Annotated in this window: 14 protein-coding genes; 7 read left to right on the plus strand and 7 right to left on the minus strand. The window is 45.4% G+C overall.

Annotation, left to right across the window (positions count from 1 at the left end; all coding sequences use genetic code 11):
* Nucleotides 1-107: 107 nt before the first annotated feature.
* The 3 genes from AC59JT_RS08560 to AC59JT_RS08570 all read right to left on the minus strand — a co-directional run bounded on the left by AC59JT_RS08560 (nt 108) and on the right by AC59JT_RS08570 (nt 5,814).
* The gene (locus tag AC59JT_RS08560) at nt 108-2,117 is read right to left on the minus strand and encodes an alpha-amylase family protein (protein ID WP_497397771.1); all 2,010 of its coding nucleotides are present in this window, start codon (nt 2,115-2,117) and stop codon (nt 108-110) included.
* A gap of 102 nt (nt 2,118-2,219) precedes the next feature.
* A complete protein-coding gene (locus AC59JT_RS08565; RefSeq protein WP_497397773.1) occupies nt 2,220-4,319 on the minus strand; it encodes a plastocyanin/azurin family copper-binding protein in 2,100 nt (699 codons plus the stop codon).
* A 25-nt stretch (nt 4,320-4,344) separates the two neighbouring features.
* Nucleotides 4,345-5,814: a 3-keto-disaccharide hydrolase gene (locus AC59JT_RS08570; RefSeq protein WP_497397775.1), complete on the minus strand. Its 1,470-nt coding sequence runs from the start codon at nt 5,812-5,814 to the stop codon at nt 4,345-4,347.
* Nucleotides 5,815-6,010: 196 nt separating this feature from the next.
* Here AC59JT_RS08570 and AC59JT_RS08575 point away from each other — a divergent pair, with 196 nt between their 5' ends.
* Nucleotides 6,011-6,850, plus strand: a complete 840-nt coding sequence (locus AC59JT_RS08575; protein WP_497397777.1) for a hypothetical protein — start codon at nt 6,011-6,013, stop codon at nt 6,848-6,850.
* A gap of 74 nt (nt 6,851-6,924) precedes the next feature.
* On the plus strand, nt 6,925-7,134 hold the full coding sequence (locus AC59JT_RS08580; protein ID WP_497397779.1) for a hypothetical protein: 210 nt from the start codon (nt 6,925-6,927) through the stop codon (nt 7,132-7,134).
* Here the strand turns inward: AC59JT_RS08580 and AC59JT_RS08585 are convergent.
* On the minus strand, nt 7,131-7,766 hold the full coding sequence (locus AC59JT_RS08585) for an MgtC/SapB family protein (protein ID WP_497397781.1): 636 nt from the start codon (nt 7,764-7,766) through the stop codon (nt 7,131-7,133). The two genes, AC59JT_RS08580 and AC59JT_RS08585, sit on opposite strands and share 4 nt — an antisense overlap.
* Nucleotides 7,767-7,817: 51 nt before the next feature.
* Here AC59JT_RS08585 and AC59JT_RS08590 point away from each other — a divergent pair, with 51 nt between their 5' ends.
* Nucleotides 7,818-8,771 carry a CvpA family protein gene (locus tag AC59JT_RS08590; RefSeq protein WP_497397783.1) on the plus strand — a complete coding sequence of 318 codons (954 nt, stop codon included), beginning with the start codon at nt 7,818-7,820 and terminating at the stop codon, nt 8,769-8,771.
* A 96-nt stretch (nt 8,772-8,867) separates the two neighbouring features.
* Nucleotides 8,868-9,998, plus strand: coding sequence for an acyltransferase family protein (locus AC59JT_RS08595; protein ID WP_497397785.1), 1,131 nt, complete (start codon nt 8,868-8,870; stop codon nt 9,996-9,998).
* Between the two features lie 75 nt (nt 9,999-10,073).
* Here the strand turns inward: AC59JT_RS08595 and AC59JT_RS08600 are convergent, their stop codons facing one another.
* Nucleotides 10,074-12,065: a glucosidase family protein gene (locus AC59JT_RS08600; protein ID WP_497397787.1), complete on the minus strand. Its 1,992-nt coding sequence runs from the start codon at nt 12,063-12,065 to the stop codon at nt 10,074-10,076.
* A gap of 142 nt (nt 12,066-12,207) precedes the next feature.
* On the opposite strand from AC59JT_RS08600, the gene AC59JT_RS08605 reads away from it, so the two are divergent.
* On the plus strand, nt 12,208-12,597 hold the full coding sequence (locus AC59JT_RS08605; protein WP_497397789.1) for a DUF1801 domain-containing protein: 390 nt from the start codon (nt 12,208-12,210) through the stop codon (nt 12,595-12,597).
* A 66-nt stretch (nt 12,598-12,663) separates the two neighbouring features.
* On the opposite strand, the gene AC59JT_RS08610 is transcribed toward AC59JT_RS08605, so the two are convergent.
* Nucleotides 12,664-14,031: an aspartate kinase gene (locus AC59JT_RS08610; RefSeq protein WP_497397791.1), complete on the minus strand. Its 1,368-nt coding sequence runs from the start codon at nt 14,029-14,031 to the stop codon at nt 12,664-12,666.
* A gap of 187 nt (nt 14,032-14,218) precedes the next feature.
* Between AC59JT_RS08610 and AC59JT_RS08615 the strand changes: the two genes are divergently transcribed.
* Nucleotides 14,219-16,474: a GH92 family glycosyl hydrolase gene (locus AC59JT_RS08615; protein ID WP_497397793.1), complete on the plus strand. Its 2,256-nt coding sequence runs from the start codon at nt 14,219-14,221 to the stop codon at nt 16,472-16,474.
* Between the two features lie 75 nt (nt 16,475-16,549).
* Here the strand turns inward: AC59JT_RS08615 and mnmE are convergent, their stop codons facing one another.
* Nucleotides 16,550-17,911 (minus strand): tRNA uridine-5-carboxymethylaminomethyl(34) synthesis GTPase MnmE, encoded by a 1,362-nt coding sequence (mnmE, locus tag AC59JT_RS08620; RefSeq protein WP_497397795.1) that lies wholly within the window; start codon nt 17,909-17,911, stop codon nt 16,550-16,552.
* A 75-nt stretch (nt 17,912-17,986) separates the two neighbouring features.
* Between mnmE and AC59JT_RS08625 the strand changes: the two genes are divergently transcribed.
* Nucleotides 17,987-19,045, plus strand: coding sequence for a nucleoid-associated protein (locus tag AC59JT_RS08625; RefSeq protein WP_497397797.1), 1,059 nt, complete (start codon nt 17,987-17,989; stop codon nt 19,043-19,045).
* Nucleotides 19,046-19,161 lie beyond the last annotated feature (116 nt).

The following is a 19,161-nucleotide window of genomic DNA, read 5'->3' on the forward strand; positions in this document are numbered from 1 at the left end:
GCTACACTGCTACACCTGGTGTAGCGCGCTACAGCGCTTTTTATCAGGTAATTAACTTTTTTGGTGGCGGTATTTTGTCAGTGTACTGCGCTACACCATTTACAAGCTTACTCCACCTTATAAATAAAGCCACCTTCCAACTCAAATGGAATGGTAAAACTGCTTGTTCCTTTGATGCTTTGACCGCCTAGCAACTCGGTGAGTTGATAGTTTTTCCCGGCAGGTAAACCCAAACGCTGCGCATCCAGTTTAATGCTTGCTGCTTCTTTTTTGTAGTTCAATACAGCGATGTAAATTGCATTACCATCATGTTTAATGAAAGCTTGCGTGGCCTGACCGGCAATTGCTCCGTCAACAGGCATAAAGGCTTTACCACTTTTAAATACGGGTTTTATTTGCGGGCGTTGCAGCCATTGTTGTATTTGCGGCTGCCAGTCGGCGGGTTTGCTGTAGTCGTCGCCGAGGATGATGGGGCCGGCCACCAAAGCCGATACCAGCCTCGCGCGGTTTGCGTCCGGTGTTTCTTTTTCGAACACTAAATGGTCTGCATCTATATAATCATACAAATAGGTTTGCCACCAGCCGTAGGTTACGCTATTGAGGGTGTATTCCGTGTCTTTGATCGATTTCCATGAGTCGCAGGCAATGCGGCGCATGTGGGTGTATTTGGCCGTGGCCAGCGATGGGGATATAGCGGCGTAAACCAACATGGAGTTATCCAGCGCGTCATCAATAGCCTGCATGCCTATTTTGTAGGCCTGCATTCCGGTAGTAACTTTCGGGTTGTAAAACCCGGTTGATTCGGCTGCGCCATGACCAAGAAAATCTATCTTGATCATTTTAAATCCGCAATCCTTCAGTTTACCTAATACAAATTCTATACGTTTCTGCGTGCCGGGATGCGTTGGGTCCAGCGCTCTGCCGCCATCCAGATCATGATAACCTTTTGCAGTTTTGATCCACATATCGGCAAATTTATAGTCGCCGCCCTCAGCAGTACGATCAAGATTTTTTGATTTAAATCCCCAATCGGTAAACGGTGCCCAATACACGCCCGGTTCCAATTTGCGGGCCTTGCAGTAAGCCACAAACTCTTTCAGTTTACTAAAATCGCCACGGAAACCGCCGCGCACCATGTTATCCCAGAACGAATCCAGATCGATATAAGCGGTACCGTCTTCGTTCCTGAACTCGGGCAACTGCTTCTCAAAGAAATCAACTACGCCGGTTGCTTTTTCATAGTTTAGCTTTTCTGCAATAACGCCCCAGCTATTCCAGCCAATGGGTGTGGCTTTTGTCCATGGCTTAATGTAGCGTCCTTCTAAAGTATTGCCTGCTTTTGCATAGGTTTCTAAACCGTTCCGCCAGTCAGTAAAATAACCTATAAATATTTTTGGCGACCGAATCTTATCGCCCTTTAAAGCACCATGCGCCATACTGTCGCGGGTTATCGTTACATCGCTTAAACCGCCGAAGGCCGATAGCTTGGCAAAGCCTTTCCCTGCCGATTTTGTTACCACTCCGGTTTTCCAATCGTCATGTGTTAATGAACCTACAACAAGGCCTTTCCTGGTTCCCTGATTGTATATCACACCAACTTCGGCGCTGGTAGTAGTATTATCATTAATTGGCCGAGCCTGGTATCTTATAAAAGTATCATTATCGTAAGGCACAAATAAAGTTTGCTGTTGATCGGCGGCATAAATATTAGCCTGGGTAGTTACTAAGGGTGCTATATAATTTGAAGTTAAAGCTTGTCCCGCTATCTCAACTTCCGTAATTACAAAATCCTTACTGACATAGCAGTAAAAACGTTGCACCAAAACAGGCAAATCGTTTTGGGTAGATGTTAAAGTAAGCAATTGCCCCGCCCCTAGTTTATCATTCAGCTTCACTACACGCACGCTGTGTTTGGTGTAACTGTTAGTTTGAAGCTGAACATCGCCTACGGCAAACGCCGCAGATGCGTTTTGTATCACCACCTTCCCCGCATATTTAACACTATATAAACCTGTTTTTGCATCAACGGCCAGCTGATTCCCTCTGCCAAAAGACACTACCTGGCCAAAAGCAGCAGCACAAACAACAAATAAACAGGCCGTTAAAAATATTCTCATTTTAAGCATCATGGTCATCCTTAATCCTAAAAATCATGGTTCAAAAAAATGGGGATAACGACAGCATATAGCTATCATTATCCCCATCACCTATTCCGTCAATTACTCAACAGTTAAAGTTCCCTGCATAATATAAAAATGCCCCGGAACGGTACATACGTAAGTGTATTTGCCTTTTTTAGTTGGCGCTACAAAGTATATGGTTTGGCTTGAGCCCGGGCCCACCAAGGTGGTGTTGTTGATCACCTTCGGTGTGTTAGGTATATGGCTCAGCTTAACACTTTGTAAACCCAGCTTCATCGCCAGTTCGCCAACAGGTACGGCATCGCCCTGGGCTACCAGTACCCAGTTATGCGGCATATCGTCATTATTGGTGAAAGTTAGTTTTACTTTCTGACCAGCCTTTACCGTCATCTCGGTTTTATCATATTTTAAACCCGGGATAGTACCAACGGCGATGGTTTGATCAATTGTAGTCCATGAGGCCGGTTTAGTGGTTTGGTTCTTTTTCAAAGCAGCGCCTGCTGCAGGTGCTGCTTTAGCTTTAGCAGTTGTCGCTGCAGTCATAGCACCCATATTGTGCATGCTGTGATCCATTGCCGGTGCTTTGCGTCTAGGCACGTTTAATTTAGCCCCGTCGGGGATGTTGTTTAAAGTATAGTAAGCTACCGGGTGCAATACAGAATAGCTGCTATCGGCAGATACTACTTTATCGGCCACTTTAATTTCATGTACATATTTTTCGCGCAGGCTATCGGCCACTAAACGCACTTTTAAACCATCTTCGGATACGATGGCGGCATGTACCAAATGTGTTTTCTCGCGGATGGTGTTACTGCCATATACCGGGTGGTACTTATACGTGAAACCTGTAATGCTGTAAGCATCCGGATCGGCAGCGGCTTTTTTATTTACCGGTTGGGTAAACTCAATCTCGAAACCATCAGGCATAGCGCGTACAGCTTTCATTTCGAAAGGTGTTTTTTTGGCGAATACCAGGCGTTCCAAAGCAAACAGTTTTTGACCGGTTGAACCCCAGCCGCGGTTGGTTTGGCCAACGAATAATGAACCATCGGCACCCCAGGCTAAGCGCAATACGCCCGAAGCAAATCCTTCGCGGAAGGTAAACGCGGCGCCCTGATCCAGTCCTTTAACTTTCTCTAAAAACACACGATTAAGGCGGCTGTTACCCTGATCGCCCACCAAAACCTGGCCAGCAAACGGGCCGTAGCTGTCATCTTTAGGTATTTGTATCATTGATGAGGTTGATGTACCCAACACGGCGTGCGGCAACCATACAGCAGGCGTTTTAAAGCCTTTTACTTCTGATGATACTTCGGCCAATGTTTTGAACGGACGGTTTGGATCGCGGTCCTCAATTTTACCTTCCGGATCATTAAAACGTGGATTAACACGCGAGTAAATATCTTCGGTACGCACTTTTACGGTCGATGCCGGATCTGCAGCCCAACGCAGGCCCGCAGGGTGCATGGCAAAATCGCCTTTATCCAACTGCATAATATAGCCTGAGCCTACCCAGTCGCCCTGGTTTTCGGCAAACCAGTATTTACCGTCAATAAGCCCTTGTCCCGCAGGCGAACGCATACCGGTAGCCCAAGGATTCATGGTACCATCCGGAGCAATCTCTAAACTCCAGGCGCGCCATTTGGCCAAACTTTTGCCTCTCCACCATTCGTTATCAAAACCTACGTTAAGGTTAACCATCATGTTGCCGTTAGGCATCACTACCGGTCCGTATGAATATTCGTGGTAGTTACCTGATATTGGCCAGGCAAAAACCGTTTCGTAAACATCGGCCTTGCCATCGCCATTTTTGTCTACCAGTTTGGTTAGCTCGCCGCGTTGTACAGCATAAAAAGCACCGTCGCGGTACGCTAAACCTAACAACTCGTGCATGCCGGTTGCAAACTTTTTGTAGTAAGGCAGCGTACCGTTAAGCTGGTAAGGGTTTTGGATGATGTAAACATCGCCGCGGCGGGTTGATACACCCATATCTCCGTTAGGCAATAAAGCCAAACCACCTACTTCCAGTTCAACACCTTCGGGCACTGGCAGGGTTACAATGCGGTAAAAATCTTTTTCGGCAGCCTTTTTTGGCGCGGTTTGCGCAAAAGCGGCGGTACAAGCCAAACTTGTGGTAACCGAAAAGGTGTATAATATATTTTTAAATGTAGCTTTCATTTTAGTGCGTTTTAACCTTAATAAATTACCAGATAATTGAATACTGAACTGATGAACCCTTATCGGTATTTTTTACAGGGATGATGATCTCTTTGCCTTTGGCCGTGGTACGGATAACCGGTTTCAGCCCTTTATCAATCTTCACATAATAAGTAAAGTTGTTAATGGCGTACATACCGTTTTCCAGTTCGGTAATATCTGCACCGGCAGCGGCGCGTACAAACAGATCTTTAGGCGCGGCAGGGCCATCAACGCTGATGGTGCGCAACAGGCTTTTACTTTCTTCGGCTACAATTTTATCGTTGATATTGATGCCGTTAAAAATGTATTTAAAGGTGGGCACGCCATCCTGGTCAAGCTCATAACCTTTAGCGCGGAAAGCTAATGTAGCCAAAGTATCCGGCCAGGCCTGGGTATCGTTGCTAATAATAGCTAAAGCTGGCAAATCGCCCAAAGGCAAAACGCTGCCAATGGCACGTGAATTACCATCGCCACGGGATAACCACATTGGCGAAGCATCAACAAAAGCACCTTTCCAAACCTGGAATATGGCGCCATTGCTCAGATCATACCCAAAGCTTAATTGTTGTGGCAGGCCAACATTGGCGGCATGCGTAACGCGTTTGCCCGGGATATCAACAAAGCTGCGAAAAACCACCGGTTCGCCTTTCACTTCTATTGCTACTGGCTGCTCGTTAGCATCCCAAACGCGGCGGCTGCCATCAACCTGGTTGGCCATAACACGGGTATTGTAACGGATGTTTTTGATAGCTACGGCACCATGATCGCCTTGTATACGCAGCGGACCTGTAGCAGCCTCATTAGCAAATGCCGAACCGCGGGTTGGGCCCTGTAACTCGGCGTTCTCAATAATAGTGGCACCGTTTAATATAATACGAACGATACGCGCGTTGGCTGTTTTTTTACCGGCGGCATCAAACTTTGGCGCTATAAACTGGATGCGCATATTTTGCCAAAGGCCCGGCGCACGGCTTACGTTAAAGCGTGGCGCAACACCATCATAACCAAACTGACCGGCAGGGCGGCTTTCGTCCCAACGGTGATAAACCGCGCCAAGGTCGCCTTCGCCTACGGCTTTTTTACCCCAGCTATCCAGTAATTGTATCTCGTAACGCCCTTGCAGGTACACGCCCGAGTTTGACTCTTTTGGCATGATAAAATCAAAGCTCAGGTCAATATCGCCATGTTCTTCAACGCTAAAAAGGTCTTTATTTTCGCCCTTGCCGGGGATGTTAACCAGTATACCGGTACCGGCAGTTTTGGTAAGTGCGTTATGTTTGTTAAAATCGGCAACGGCCCCACCGGCAACCGACCAATTGGCGCTTGGGTTTTTAAAGGCCGAAAGATCATTTAAGGATACCTGCGTACCGGGCGCACCGCCCCTGTTGTTTTGTGCCGCGGCACAAAACGGAATACAGGCATTAAGCAAAAGCGATCCTAATAGGACTGGCTTTAACAAGTACTTGTTTTGCATAAATTGTATTTTAATAAATTGGCTATAGTAGATAGTCTGCAAACGATTGCAGTAGTGCAAATATGTAATAATATAGCGGAATATCCTTAATTTTTAGTAAATAATGTTAAATGGATAGCCTACGCAAAATACCCGTAAGTGGGTATTGTACACAGAAACAGGCCGGGTAGCTTTGTATAAACAAACACACCAAACCATGAGCAAAAACTTTACCCTTAAATTAATTGCATTGATCGTGCTTTTTAGCTCGGTAACATTTACATCCTGTAAAAAAGCGGAAGAATTAAATGAGGCCATTGATGAAGCTATTGATGAAATGCTTGGCATTACGGCACTTACCGAAGAATTGGATAAAACCTCATCAAACTTTAACGAGATCAAGGACCTTGTAATTAACAATAAACTATTTACCTCGGGCACAACAATAAAAATGACATTGCCGTCATCGGTGCCCTACTCTTACGTTAAGAAAAGATATACGCTTACAGGTTCTGTATGGAATATTACCACCACCAATTATTCGGGTACTATGCCAAGGTCGATGTTCACCAATAAGTCATCTGCCAATACGGTAAAAATTGCGATAGCGGGCAATACACCTACCATGACGGTTAACGGTTCGACAGTTTATAACGGCAATAATGGTACGGTAACCGATCCGGGTGGCAGTACAGGCACTTTAAATGTTTTGGTTGACAAGGAAGTTACCGGTAAAGTTTATACGCTTACTACCGTATCATTCACGGTGCCTACCGGGGTAAAAAGCATGAAAGTGTTGATCACCGAAAAGACTATTTATTACCGCCAGTTTGCCGATCTGTTTGTACGCCGTGGTTCGGCACCAATCGTAGCCGGGCCTAAACCACCTACCGAGTTACCAAAGTACAACTGGACAGCGGATTACTACGATATAGGCGCTAACCGCGAGAACAGGGAAGTTACCATCAACAATCCATCATCGGGCACCTGGTATGCCGGGTTGTATGGTTACAATATGGATTTCCAATCGCAACTCATCGTAACGTATACTAAATAAATTGCAAGTAAAAGGCCGCGCTAAGCGGCCTTTCCTGTTTTTAATGGCCCGAAAATTGCATTTCATAACTTACTATGAAAAAGCAAACCATCCCCAACGAGCCCGATGAAATGCCGGTTAGAACACCCGCACCAGAAATACAACAACCCGGAGACCCAAGAACACCGAACGTGCCACAGGAAGACCCGGTGCGCGAACCACAGGAGTTGCCACCCGATGCACCCTACCAGCCGGAAATTAAACCTGATGAACCCGAGATAGCACCGGCGGCCAAAGTTGCTTAGTGAAACTCGGCTATCGTGTCCATCTCCAGTAACTTTAAGGTAAGCGCGTCGCTATTCTTCTTGGTGCCCGATATGACAATGGCGGCGCGTAGCGAATTGTTTTCCTTGTAAACCTGCAGGCGTTTGTGTTTTAGGTGAAGTTGTTTGATGGTTTCTTCAACGGCTTCAAGCTGCGTGATATCATTCTCTACAAAACCTATATTGATGATCTTGCTTTTTTGCAGGGCACCAATCAGTACTTCAATTTTATTGACAAGGGCCAGCATGATGAAGGTAATTGCGGTAAACACAATAGCCAGCGAGTAGTAACCAATGCCGGCCGTCATACCAATAGCGGCTGATGTCCAGATAACAGCGGCGGTGGTAAGGCCCAGCACGCTCATTTTGTCTTTAAATATCACGCCCGCGCCGATGAAGCCTATTCCGGTGATGATGTTGGCGGAAATGCGGTCGTCGGCCCCTACGCCGTGTTTGGATACAATGGTAAATATAGTTGAGCCCAAAGTAATGAGCACGATGGTGCGAAAGCCAGTCGATTTATTTTTGTACTCGCGCTCAAAACCAATTATCCCGCCGCATATAACTGAGGTAATAATGGCGAAGATGTCACGTAATTCTATACCGAAATCCATAAAATTTATTTTCCAGTAAACATATGTAATAGTAACTTGTGTTTTAAATATATGAATTATATAGACCTTGTACTGCTCACAATTATTGGCTTATTAATATGGTACGACTATAAACGCGGGTTTATAGCATCGGCTTTGATATTGATATCATGGGTAGGCAGTTTGTTTTTGGCATTTGCAGGCTACGCGATATTAAGCGGCCTACTACATAAAATTATTCCCCCACTTGATTTCTGGGCAGAGCCGGTTTCCTTTATGCTGATACTGATGCTGAGCAGGTTGTTGCTCGACAGGCTTACCTCCCGCGTTATTGATGAAGTGCCCGAAGAAACGCATGAGCATTTGGTTAATAAACTATTCGGCGTTATACCCGGTGCTATAAATGGCTTGATATGGGCGGCGCTGATAGCAACCATATTTTTGCTGATGCCGCTCACCCGCATATCTGAAGAAACCCGCGAAAGCAAATTTTCTGAAAGCCTGATAACCCGCGTAAGCTGGCTGGAGGCTAAGCTGGCGCCCATTTTCAGCGAAGCGCTTAACAAAACGGTACGCAAAACCACTATTAATGATGAAGCCGAGGGCACGGTTAAACTGCCTTTCATTGTACATCACCCCAAAGAACGCCCCGAACTTGCTGCCGAAATGTTTCTCATGGTTAACGAAGAACGCGTAAAGCGCGGCCTCAAACCCCTGAAACCCGATCCGGAGATGACTTTGGTAGCATTGAAGCATTCGGCAGATATGTTTGCCCGTGGATATTTTTCGCACTACGCACCCGAAGGGCTGAACCCCTTCGACAGGATGAAGCGTGACAAAGTAAAGTTTTACATAGCCGGGGAAAACCTGGCGCTATCGCAAACGCTGCAAATGGCGCATACGGGGTTAATGAATTCGCCGGGGCACAAGGCTAATATTTTAAATCCGGCTTTTGGTAGACTGGGTATTGGTATTTTGGATGGTGGTATTTATGGTTTGATCATCACGCAAAACTTCCGCAATTAACGGTGGATAAAAACCGGTCGTCGGCATTAGGATAGCTTATGGTAAATTTTTAGCTTTAGTGCTGATAACAGTTTTTAACTCATCGCAATTAAACCAATGACTGCAACCGTACAGGCTGATGATTTTCAGCAAACCCCTACCCGCCTTTATTCGCTTGATGCCCTGCGCGGGTTCGATATGTTTTGGATTATGGGTGCCGAAGATATCATCGCCGGGGCTGCTAAAGCCACCCACTGGCCCTTTTTGCAATACCTGGCCTGGCAATTAAGTCACCCGGATTGGCATGGGTTTCGTATTTACGATCTGATATTCCCATTGTTTTTATTTATGGCCGGGGTGTCTACACCGTTCTCGGTTGGGCGTGAGTTGGAGAAAGGGACTTCGCGCAATAAGCTGTTATGGCGTGTTGTTAAACGTGGTTTGCTATTGGTGATACTCGGCATTATCTACAACAACGGCTTAAACATTAAACCTATTGAAGAGATTCGGTTTGGGTCGGTACTAGGGCGCATTGGTTTGGCTTATATGTTTGCCAATATTATTTACCTATATGCGTCAGAGAAATTGCAGATGATAGGCTTCTGGTTCTTTATTATAGCTTATTACCTCATTTTGAAATTTGCCTCAGCGCCGGGATTCCCTGCCGGTGATATGACAATGGAGGGCAATTTTGCTTCGTATGTTGATCGTATTTTGATGCCGGGCAAACTGTATTTAGGTATTCATGATCCGGAGGGCATATTTTCCACCATCCCTGCGATAAGTACCGGGTTGCTGGGTATACTAACCGGCACCATGCTCAGAAAAACCGGCTTAAGCCAAATGAAGAAAGTACAGCGCATGGCTTTGGTTGGTGTGGTGTTTATCATCCTGGCACAATTATGGAACCTGATCTTCCCCATCAACAAAAACCTGTGGACAAGCTCATTTGTACTGCAGGTTGGCGGTATAAGTTTGTTGCTGATGTCGTTGTTCTATTACGTGATAGATGTTTGCGGCTACCAAAAATGGACGTTGTTTTTCCGTGTTATAGGTATGAACTCTATCCTCATCTACATGTCGGGTAAGTTTATTAATTGGGAATACACTTCGCATGGTTTTTTTAACTGGCTGTTCCAGCTTCTTGGCGATCCGTTTAATGTGGTGGCAGGGGCCATATGTTTCTTTGTGGTGAAATGGCTGTTCCTGTATTTCATGTATAAAAAGAAGGTATTCCTAAGAGTTTAATCATGCCTTAAGCTATAAAAACAAAAGCGCCTCGTAAGTTAGTTACGTGGCGCTTTTGCTTTATAATGGTGTAACTTAAAGCTTCACAACTATCGGGTGTTTTTGATCCCAGTTTACCGTTTTAATTAACTTTTCATTATTGTAAACCTTTACGCTTGCCCTACCCGCGGCTGCTCGTGCAACGCTAATAGAAACATCTGCATTAAAAGCCCTGATATGGTTGAGTGCCATATTATTCCATTTTTTGGGTAGTACCGGTTTTACCGAGAAACTATTTAAGCTTAAAGGTTCGATGCCAAACAATCCTTCAGTAATGGTACGGCAGTATAGCCCGCTTTCGGCAGCAAGGTGGCGTTTATCCCCTTCGGGCCATGCTTCAATGGCGTAAGGCACGTGGTCTTTCAGTAAACGTTTTTCCGAATAAATGCCGAGGTATTTGGTAGCCGTATCGGTGAAGCCCGCATTGTACAATCCGCGGAAAGAATATAGTGTTGCCCTATCCCAAAAGGTTTTGGAGCCTGATTCTGTAAGGATACCGTTTTCTGTCCAAAGTTTATCAGACAGCAAAGCTTTGGCAGTTTCGCGGGCGCGCGTGTCAATACCCATCACCAACGGTAAGCATATCCAGGCGCGCAGTTTGGTGTTGCCATCATAATATCTGTAAGTATCATAGCCTTGTACATTGGCACCAAAGTATTTATCTACTGCCGTTTTAAGCGCTTTGGCGCGTTTTAAATATTGCTGCTGTTCTTCTACCCGGCCCAGGCTTACAGCCAGGTTAGCGGCGCTTATTAAAGCCCCGTAAGTTAAACTATTAGTCGCCAGGTTTACTTTTCCTGCCGGGAAACGTCCCTCCAATTCATCTGAATCCGACGTTATAACACCCTCAGCCGTTTTCTTCTTCTCCAAAAAAGTAAGGCACCACTCAATAAGCGGCCAAAGTTTTTTTGCTGTCGCGATATCGCCGTAGGCTAAAGCGAAACGGGATGCGCCGTAAGCAATCATAGCCTGGTCGCCCCTGTCGCCGGCCCCGTGCCAGGTATCGATGCCCTCGGCAATTATGGAGCTTGGTATCGGCTTATATTCCGGGTTCATGTACGATGCGAACAGCCTGAAACTGTTTATAGCCGATTCATTCCCCTCGGCATTGCCAACAAACGGAAAGAACGGATCTACGTACTCCGCCTGATCATTAGCCCATATAGCCGCGTAATATGATCCTCCACCGGGGCCGTGCATCAAACCGCCCTTGGTATCAAAAATACTTTCGGTGGTTCTGAATTTGGCAAACTCAAACATTTTATTTACTACTGCATCTGGCGTTTGTAGTTGCAGTTGTGATGATAAAGAAGCTATGAAGGCTTTTCTTTTCGCTAACTCATAATCGGCAGATAGGTAAAGCTGGGGCTCAGTCATTTTACGCGCCGTCGATATTACGCTGAAGCTATTTTCTTCACCCGGTTTTAATATCAACTGTGCCGGCAAATTGACCTCGGTATGTAAATTATAGGTGCCATCAACACCTTTTTCGGGCGGCGTTTGTTTATCAGGTATAGTTGCAGGTAAAGCTAGGGTAACCGTGGCCTTCCCATTATTTTGCACTTTAATCAACTCCACAAACGCGGCTTTATCAACCGAAGGATAGAATGACCGTTCAATAACCACATCATTGCTGCTTTGCCCTTTTACAGCCAGGTAACCTTTCTGATAAAACTGCTGTGGTTCAACATTCGCCGCCCTGCCATTTATCAGTAGGTTATTAGCCACATTAAAAGTATCGGTTAATATCAGGCTGCCGTGCGTGTTATTGGGGATAGTACGCAACATTGGAAATACCATTCTTTTAGAAACAACGGTATGCCCCGCCTTATCGATGCCATAGGTTAAAATGCACGACATTTTTTTGCCGCTCATCTCTACCTTATCGGTATGCACTTCGTTCGGGCTTACCGACCAAGCTATTCCGCCATCATTAGTAATGTGCCATTTATTGGGTTGCTGGGCAAATGTTTTACCGCTTGCAACTAATACCACTAATACAATTAAATAGAAATTGCGAAAAAGCATAAATAAAGTTATGAAGTATAAAATTGGTTATACCTAACTTTAAAGGCAAGTATTATATGCTATAAAAGTGATATTTATGTGCCGCAAAAGCAAACCGTGCATGTTATACTTTTATATTTGATAGGCTTACCAATAAACAAACATGGCACACCTGAATACCGAAGTCGACAAATTTCTAAATGCACTTGATCATCCCCTGCGGGAAGAAATAGAGCAACTCAGGCTACTTATTTTAAATACTGGTGAAGGCCTGACGGAAAATATTAAATGGAACGGCCCCAATTATAGCCTGAATGGTGACGACCGCATCACCATGAAAATACAGCCCCCTAAACAAATACAACTCATATTCCATCGCGGAGCAAAAGTACTTACACAACCTGCCGGGAGGCTGATCAACGATCCTGCCCGGCTATTAGATTGGAAAACTAACGACCGTGCTGTGGCTGGTTTTAAAACTTTAAAAGATATCGACAACTCATCGGCCACTTTAACACAAATTGTTAAAGATTGGCTGGAAGCGACCACGTAGTGATTAAATAAAGAACGGCATAAGCCAATCATACCTATGCCGTTTATAATAAGTTATTTATTGATGTTATCCTACAGCTTTATTTAAAGCGATAATGGCCGGTTTAAACAGATCGCGGTTAACTACCAATTGAATGTTTACCCTACCACTGGCAATACCAACAGCAATGATATTGATCTCGGCATTAGCTAAAGCGGCCGTAACAGAGGCCAATAAACCGGGCTGATCCATATTACTGCCCAGCAAACAAACCATGGCTATAGGCTGATGCGTAACACGCTCAAACTGTCCCTGCAGATCGGTAATCAATTCCTGTTTAAAATCATTTTCCCAAATAACAATACTGATGCTATTGGCACTGGTGGCTTTAAACGTATAGCTGATACCATGATCGGCAAAACATTGCATGATCTTCAAATCGCTGCCTACGTTGCCCGTCATCAGGGGGTCGTATATATCTATCAACAATTGCTTATCGGTACCTGTTATTACCTCAATACGTTTTTCTGCCGAAACATAGTCGCGAGTGATAAGCGTACCCGGGTGTTCAGGTTCGAAGGTGTTTTTAATACGCAGGTGCACGCCGGCCATTTCCAGCGGTTTTGAAGCTTTTGGGTGGATGGCTTCCATACCTACGTCCGCCAGTTGGTCGGCAATATCGTAATTGGTGGCACCTACCGGTTTAACATTCTCAATGCCTACCAAACCCGGATCGGCGGTTGAAAGGTGGTACTCTTTATGGATGATGGCCTCCTGCGGCTTTAATATCTCGGCAATCTTGCTGAAGGTAACCTCAGAGTAACCGCGATCAAACTCGCGCATAATACCTTCTTTGCCTTTGGCATAGCCGGTAACGATACATACATTATTGGCCAGGTCTATCCCCGCAAAAGCGTCTTTTATACGCTCGTTAATCGTCATTGCGCGGCTATCCTGCAAGCCGGCAAGATTTACCAGTTTGGTGTTGATGCCTTTATTTTGAAGGATAGTAGCCAATACATAAGCCGAATGACTTTCGCCTATAGAAGCCAGTATCTCGCGCGCGGCCAGTAGTATGCCTTCGTTCAGATAGCCTGATGCCAGCATAGTAGTAGCGCTGTCCAGGTAACGTACAACCTGCTCCATTTCGCTATCAACCACTTTATCGGCTTCTTCAACGTTTAAGCCCAGATCAGCATAATTGGTGTTCAGTTCTTTTAACTGATCGGCTACTTTAGCCAACTCTGCTTTAAAATCGCCACCGGTAGCCAAAACCTGGTATACGCCGGGAGCCTTGGTCTTTTTATTTTCTAACAGGATATTGGTTACGCCCGAAAATGCAGAAACCACATAAACGCGACCATAGGTTTGGTCGGCTTTATACAATATAATATTATCTATAACATCTTTAAGGGCGGTCATGGAGGTGCCGCCAATTTTTTCAACAGTAAGCATACCGCTAAACTATGGATTTTTAGCGGAGTGGGCAAATGGGCATGGCATTTAGCATTGGTAACGTTTGCATAAATTAAACACTAAATTAAGTAGCATTCTTGTTACCAGTTTGCTGCTGCGGATGCTTTTTTAGTAGTTTTAGCTGACCAATTACAAACCACCTTGTTAAACCATTTATGCATTTTTTATGAGAATAGATCTACGCCGACTTGCATGGGCAGTACTTTTTGTACCCAGCCTGGGCTATAGTCAAGCCAAAGTTCGCCTTACCAGTTACGTTAACCCGCTGATAGGCACAACTGTTATAACAGATCCTAAATTATTAGGTTATGAGCCACCGTGGCGCACCTGGAATGGCCTTGTAGGCCCCGGAGCCACCGTACCACACGGTATGGTACAGGTTATACCGGTTACAACCTATGGCAGCGGCGCGGGTTACGAATATGAAGTAAAAACCATCAAAGCCATTGCGCAAACAAGTGGTAACCATTGGGGCGATCTGAACATACCTATCATGCCCCTGGAAGGTAACGGCTTTACAGCCGACGATTTTGCTTCGGGTTTTAGCCATTCCACAGAAAGCGCACGCCCGGGATATTATTCGGTAATGCTTGATCGCTATAAAGTAAAAGCAGAACTTACTGCTACCACAAGGGCAGCCTATCATAGATACACCTACACCGGTGGTAAAGATAAAAAACTGGCTTTTGACCTGGTACACGCAGGCGGCGGCAGCAGTACCTGGGAACTGAACAAAGCATCTGATTATGTAGTTACCGGTAAGCAGGGCGGCTTATATTTTTATGCCGTGCTTAATCATAAGATCAAAAGCATTGATATCAACAAACGTAATCCGGTTCAGCCTGATATACCGCGCAGCGGTCAGGGTGCCGGCGGTCAGCGTAAACTTACCGGCAATATAGATATGCCCGTTATCAGTTTTGAAAGCGCCGATAAACCTTTGGAAGTAAAGATCGCCTTGTCAAGGGTTAGTTTGGATGGTGCCAAAGCCAATTATGAAAAGGAAATAGCCAACAAGAGCTTTGACGAGGTACGCCTGGCGGCAGATGCTACTTGGGAGAAAAGCCTGGGCTTGATAAAAGTTACCGGTGGTACACAAAAGCAGAAGGTGATGTTTTATTCGTGCCTGTACAGGCAGCTTTTAGCCCCCGCGCTGACTAATGATGCAGATGGCAGAACAGCCGCATTTGAAAGAAGAAGACCTGCACAGGGCGGCGGCACCAATTTGGTAGCGATAACCAGGGATACCATACCCGGATTCAACACCTATGCAAGCCCTGCTATTTGGGATGTTTTCCGTACACAACTACCGGTGCTTGACCTTATACAGCCGGATGTTAGCGCTGACATTATCAAATCTATGATATTGAATGGCGAACGTTCGGGCATGCTGGCGACTTCATTCCATGGCGATTTTGCTTCGGCTTATATTGCCGGTGCCTACCGCCGCGGTATTAAAGGTTTTGATATTCAAAAGGCCTATCGCCTGATGCTTAATAATGCCAACACCCCTACCGGCGAAGGTGTTAGAGGCGCACGACCTCATAATGCAAACTATCTAAAACTAGGCTATGTACCCGAAGCGGATATTAAAAATCCAACTACCGAAACGGTATCAACAGCCGGTACAACCAAAACGCTGGAGTTTGCTTATTCAGATTATTCGGTAGCGCAGGTGGCCAAAGCGCTGGGTGATAATGACACCTACAATACTATGATGAAACGCAGCCAGAACTACAGGAATGTGTTCGATGCGCAAACAGGTTTCATGCGTGGCAGGCTTGCCGATGGCAAATGGGTAACGCCATTTGATCCCGGATATCCTTATTACGAGTTTATGTACCGCGAAGCGAACGCCTGGCAGGCCTCATTCTTTGTACCACATGATACCAAGGGACTGATCAGCCTTTATAAAAGCCCTAAAGCTTTTGAACTTAAGTTAGATTCATTATTCACCGTTAAATGGGGTGGCTATGCTAAAGACAATCTATCGTGTTTTCTGGGCCAGTTCTGCATGGGTAACCAACCCGACTTTAACTACCCGTTCCTGTACTACTTCCTCGGTAAACCTGAAAAATCACAGGCTATTTTAACCAAACTATTGTCTGACTATTTTGGTATGGGTCCGGAAGGCCTGGCTTTAGCGGGTATGGATGACTACGGTTCGTTAACGGGCTGGTATGTATTTAACGCCATGGGGATATACCCTTACTCGCCGGCAGATCCGGAATATATTGTCTCTGTACCAATTTTTGACAAGATAGAGATGCAACTGGGTAATGGCAAAAAATTCATCATCACCAAAAAAGGCCGCGGAAAGAATATCGCTAAGCTAACAGTTGGCGGCGCGCCGCTAAAAGGCTGGTTTGTTAATTACGCGGATATTGCCAAAGGCAAAGGGTTGGATATTTATACCAAGTAAACATAGGTACTGAATTGCCAATAAGTAAAAGGGCGCCCTGATCATCGAGGCGCCCTTTTGTTTATGGGAAGGGGACTATTTGCCGATACAGAACTTACTAAATATATTCTCCAACAAGTCATCAGTTGTAACCACGCCGGTAATCTCACCCAAGTAATACAGGGCTTGTTTTATATCCATAGCCAGGAAATCAGACGTTACGCCTTCCATGCCATCGAGCACTCGAGCTAAGGATTGTTCGGTTTTTTGGAGGGCTTCCAGGTGGCGGATATTGGTTACAAGTATTTCGTTGCCATCCAGCTGGTCTTTCACGGCGGCGTGGTATATTTTGTTTTTTAGCTCGTCTATATGTGTTTTTTCTTTGGCTGAAATGATTACTGCTTCGGTATTGGCAACGGTTTCCAGCTTCTGAGCAGAAAGTAGGTCTGCTTTATTGGCTACGATAAGCATGGTTACGCCGGGACGTTGCAGGCTTCCAATATCGCTGTCTAGCTCTTCTACGCTTATTTTTTCAGCATCATAAACGTATACTAACAGGGCGCTTTGATTTATCTTTTCCATAGTGCGCTCTACCCCTATCTTTTCAATGGCGTCTGTCGCTTCGCGGATGCCGGCGGTGTCTATCAATCTGAAGTTGATGCCGCGTATGTTGAGCACTTCTTCAATGGTATCGCGGGTAGTGCCGGGTATGTGGCTTACTATGGCGCGTTCTTCGTTTAGCAAGGCATTTAACAGGGTTGATTTACCGGCATTTGGTCGGCCGGCTATTACGGTATTTACGCCTTCTTTAATGGCGTTGCCTAACTCAAATGATTGTATCAAAGCGCCAATCACTTTCGCTATCTCGTAGATCAATTGCTTCAGTTGATCGCGGTTAGCAAACTCTACATCCTCTTCGGCGAAGTCAAGTTCTAACTCTATCAGCGAAGCAAAGTTTACCAACTGCTCACGCAAGGTTTGTAGTTGATTACTGAAGCCGCCGCGTAATTGCTGTAAGGCTACCTGCTGCGATGCTTTTGAATTTGAGGCGATCAGGTCAGCAACAGCCTCGGCCTGCGATAGGTCCATCTGCCCATTCAGGAAAGCACGCAGCGTGAACTCCCCTGCTTTGGCAGCACGGGCACCTTTTCTAATGAGCACCTTGATGATCGACTCGATAATATAATTAGAACCGTGGCATGATATCTCGACAACATTCTCCCGGGTGTATGAGCGTGGGGCCACAAATAACGACATCAGCACTTCATCCAGTATCACCTCGCCATCAACCACGTTACCAAAGTGTATGGTATGCGATGATTGCTTAGTTAGGTCCTTACCCTTAAACACGCTGTTAGCGATAGTAATAGCATCTGGTCCCGACAGGCGGATAACACCAATAGCGCCCGAACCGGCCGGGGTAGCTAAGGCAACAATGGTTTCTTCGGTATTCGTCATTTGGGGGCAAAGGTCGCAAATTAGTATCAACAATGCCTATAACCCTAAAGTAAAAAAACTAACTTCGCCTTCTATATGGTAACCTCTTTTGAAGCTTCGCTAGATACAATATCAGTACACCACGTTGGCAACCAGGCCCTGAGCGAGATGTACGCCCTCTCCGATCATCCGCTGGAAATGAAAGACGAAATGATCCCAAGCCTTTTAAAGCAATACTTTTTAAAGCCTTTTGAGAAATCGGTTGAGGTTTACCACCTAATGCACAGCAGCGGCGATCTGGCACTTAATGAGATCCACAACTTCGCTTCGCAGGTATTTGAGGATAAGGAGAAGTTTCATGCCATGAGCGAGCAGATAGCCAAATACCTCTATAACGTGGCCAATCACCCCAACATCAAACCGGGCGAGCTGTACGTAGCATACTTTGAAGATGTGCAGATAGAAGGTAACCTGCTGGACGCGATAGGCATCTTCAAATCAGAAAACAAGGAAACCTATCTGAAGGTATACCCTGATAAGGGCGGTTTTGGTGTTGATTATGAAGATAACGCCATCAACATCAACAAACTGGATAAGGGTTGCCTTATATTCAATATCGAGAAAGAGAATGGTTACAAAGTTGTGGTGATTGACAACAACACCCGTGGTGCCGAAGCCGCCGTGTATTGGAAAGATCATTTCCTGCAACTCAAGATCCGTAACGACAGCTATAACCAAACCAGCAACGCGTTAGGCGTGTACAAAAACTTCGTGACCAACAAAATTGACGAAGAGTTTGACATGACCAAGGCCGATAAGATAGACCTGCTTAACCGTTCGATGAAATACTTTAAGGAGAAGGAAACCTTTGACATGGACGAGTTTGCCGACGAAGTGATCAGCAACCCGCAGGCTATCCAATCCTTCAAAGACTTTAAGAACCAATACGAGGACGAGTTTGATACCAAGATATCAGACACTTTCGAGATATCAGATAATGCTGTTAAAAAGCAGGCCAAGGTTTACAAAAGCGTTTTGAAGCTTGACCGTAACTTCCACATCTACATTCATGGCGACAAAGACCTGATAGAAAAAGGCTTTGACGATGGTAAAGGAATGAACTACTACAAAGTGTTTTTTAAAGAAGAGGCCTAGCAGGGTGCGCCATTTTAAAAGTGGCGCACTTGGCGCACCAATTTTTATTAAAATTCTGAACATCAATTAATTACATAAAAAAGCGGCGCAATGTGGCGCAGACTTTTAAGTCAGAA

The organism is Mucilaginibacter sp. A3364 (assembly GCF_059690715.1).

What these genes read in the sequence shown, in the direction of transcription:
- AC59JT_RS08600 (WP_497397787.1), bottom strand. Translation starts at nt 12,065, where the DNA reads ATGCTTTTTCGCAATTTCTATTTAATTGTATTAGTGGTATTAGTTGCA.
- AC59JT_RS08590 (WP_497397783.1), top strand. Translation starts at nt 7,818, where the DNA reads ATGAATTATATAGACCTTGTACTGCTCACAATTATTGGCTTATTAATA.
- AC59JT_RS08570 (WP_497397775.1), bottom strand. Translation starts at nt 5,814, where the DNA reads ATGCAAAACAAGTACTTGTTAAAGCCAGTCCTATTAGGATCGCTTTTG.
- AC59JT_RS08580 (WP_497397779.1), top strand. Translation starts at nt 6,925, where the DNA reads ATGAAAAAGCAAACCATCCCCAACGAGCCCGATGAAATGCCGGTTAGA.
- AC59JT_RS08575 (WP_497397777.1), top strand. Translation starts at nt 6,011, where the DNA reads ATGAGCAAAAACTTTACCCTTAAATTAATTGCATTGATCGTGCTTTTT.
- AC59JT_RS08585 (WP_497397781.1), bottom strand. Translation starts at nt 7,766, where the DNA reads ATGGATTTCGGTATAGAATTACGTGACATCTTCGCCATTATTACCTCA.
- AC59JT_RS08625 (WP_497397797.1), top strand. Translation starts at nt 17,987, where the DNA reads ATGGTAACCTCTTTTGAAGCTTCGCTAGATACAATATCAGTACACCAC.
- AC59JT_RS08565 (WP_497397773.1), bottom strand. Translation starts at nt 4,319, where the DNA reads ATGAAAGCTACATTTAAAAATATATTATACACCTTTTCGGTTACCACA.
- mnmE (WP_497397795.1), bottom strand. Translation starts at nt 17,911, where the DNA reads ATGACGAATACCGAAGAAACCATTGTTGCCTTAGCTACCCCGGCCGGT.
- AC59JT_RS08605 (WP_497397789.1), top strand. Translation starts at nt 12,208, where the DNA reads ATGGCACACCTGAATACCGAAGTCGACAAATTTCTAAATGCACTTGAT.
- AC59JT_RS08595 (WP_497397785.1), top strand. Translation starts at nt 8,868, where the DNA reads ATGACTGCAACCGTACAGGCTGATGATTTTCAGCAAACCCCTACCCGC.
- AC59JT_RS08615 (WP_497397793.1), top strand. Translation starts at nt 14,219, where the DNA reads ATGAGAATAGATCTACGCCGACTTGCATGGGCAGTACTTTTTGTACCC.
- AC59JT_RS08610 (WP_497397791.1), bottom strand. Translation starts at nt 14,031, where the DNA reads ATGCTTACTGTTGAAAAAATTGGCGGCACCTCCATGACCGCCCTTAAA.
- AC59JT_RS08560 (WP_497397771.1), bottom strand. Translation starts at nt 2,117, where the DNA reads ATGAGAATATTTTTAACGGCCTGTTTATTTGTTGTTTGTGCTGCTGCT.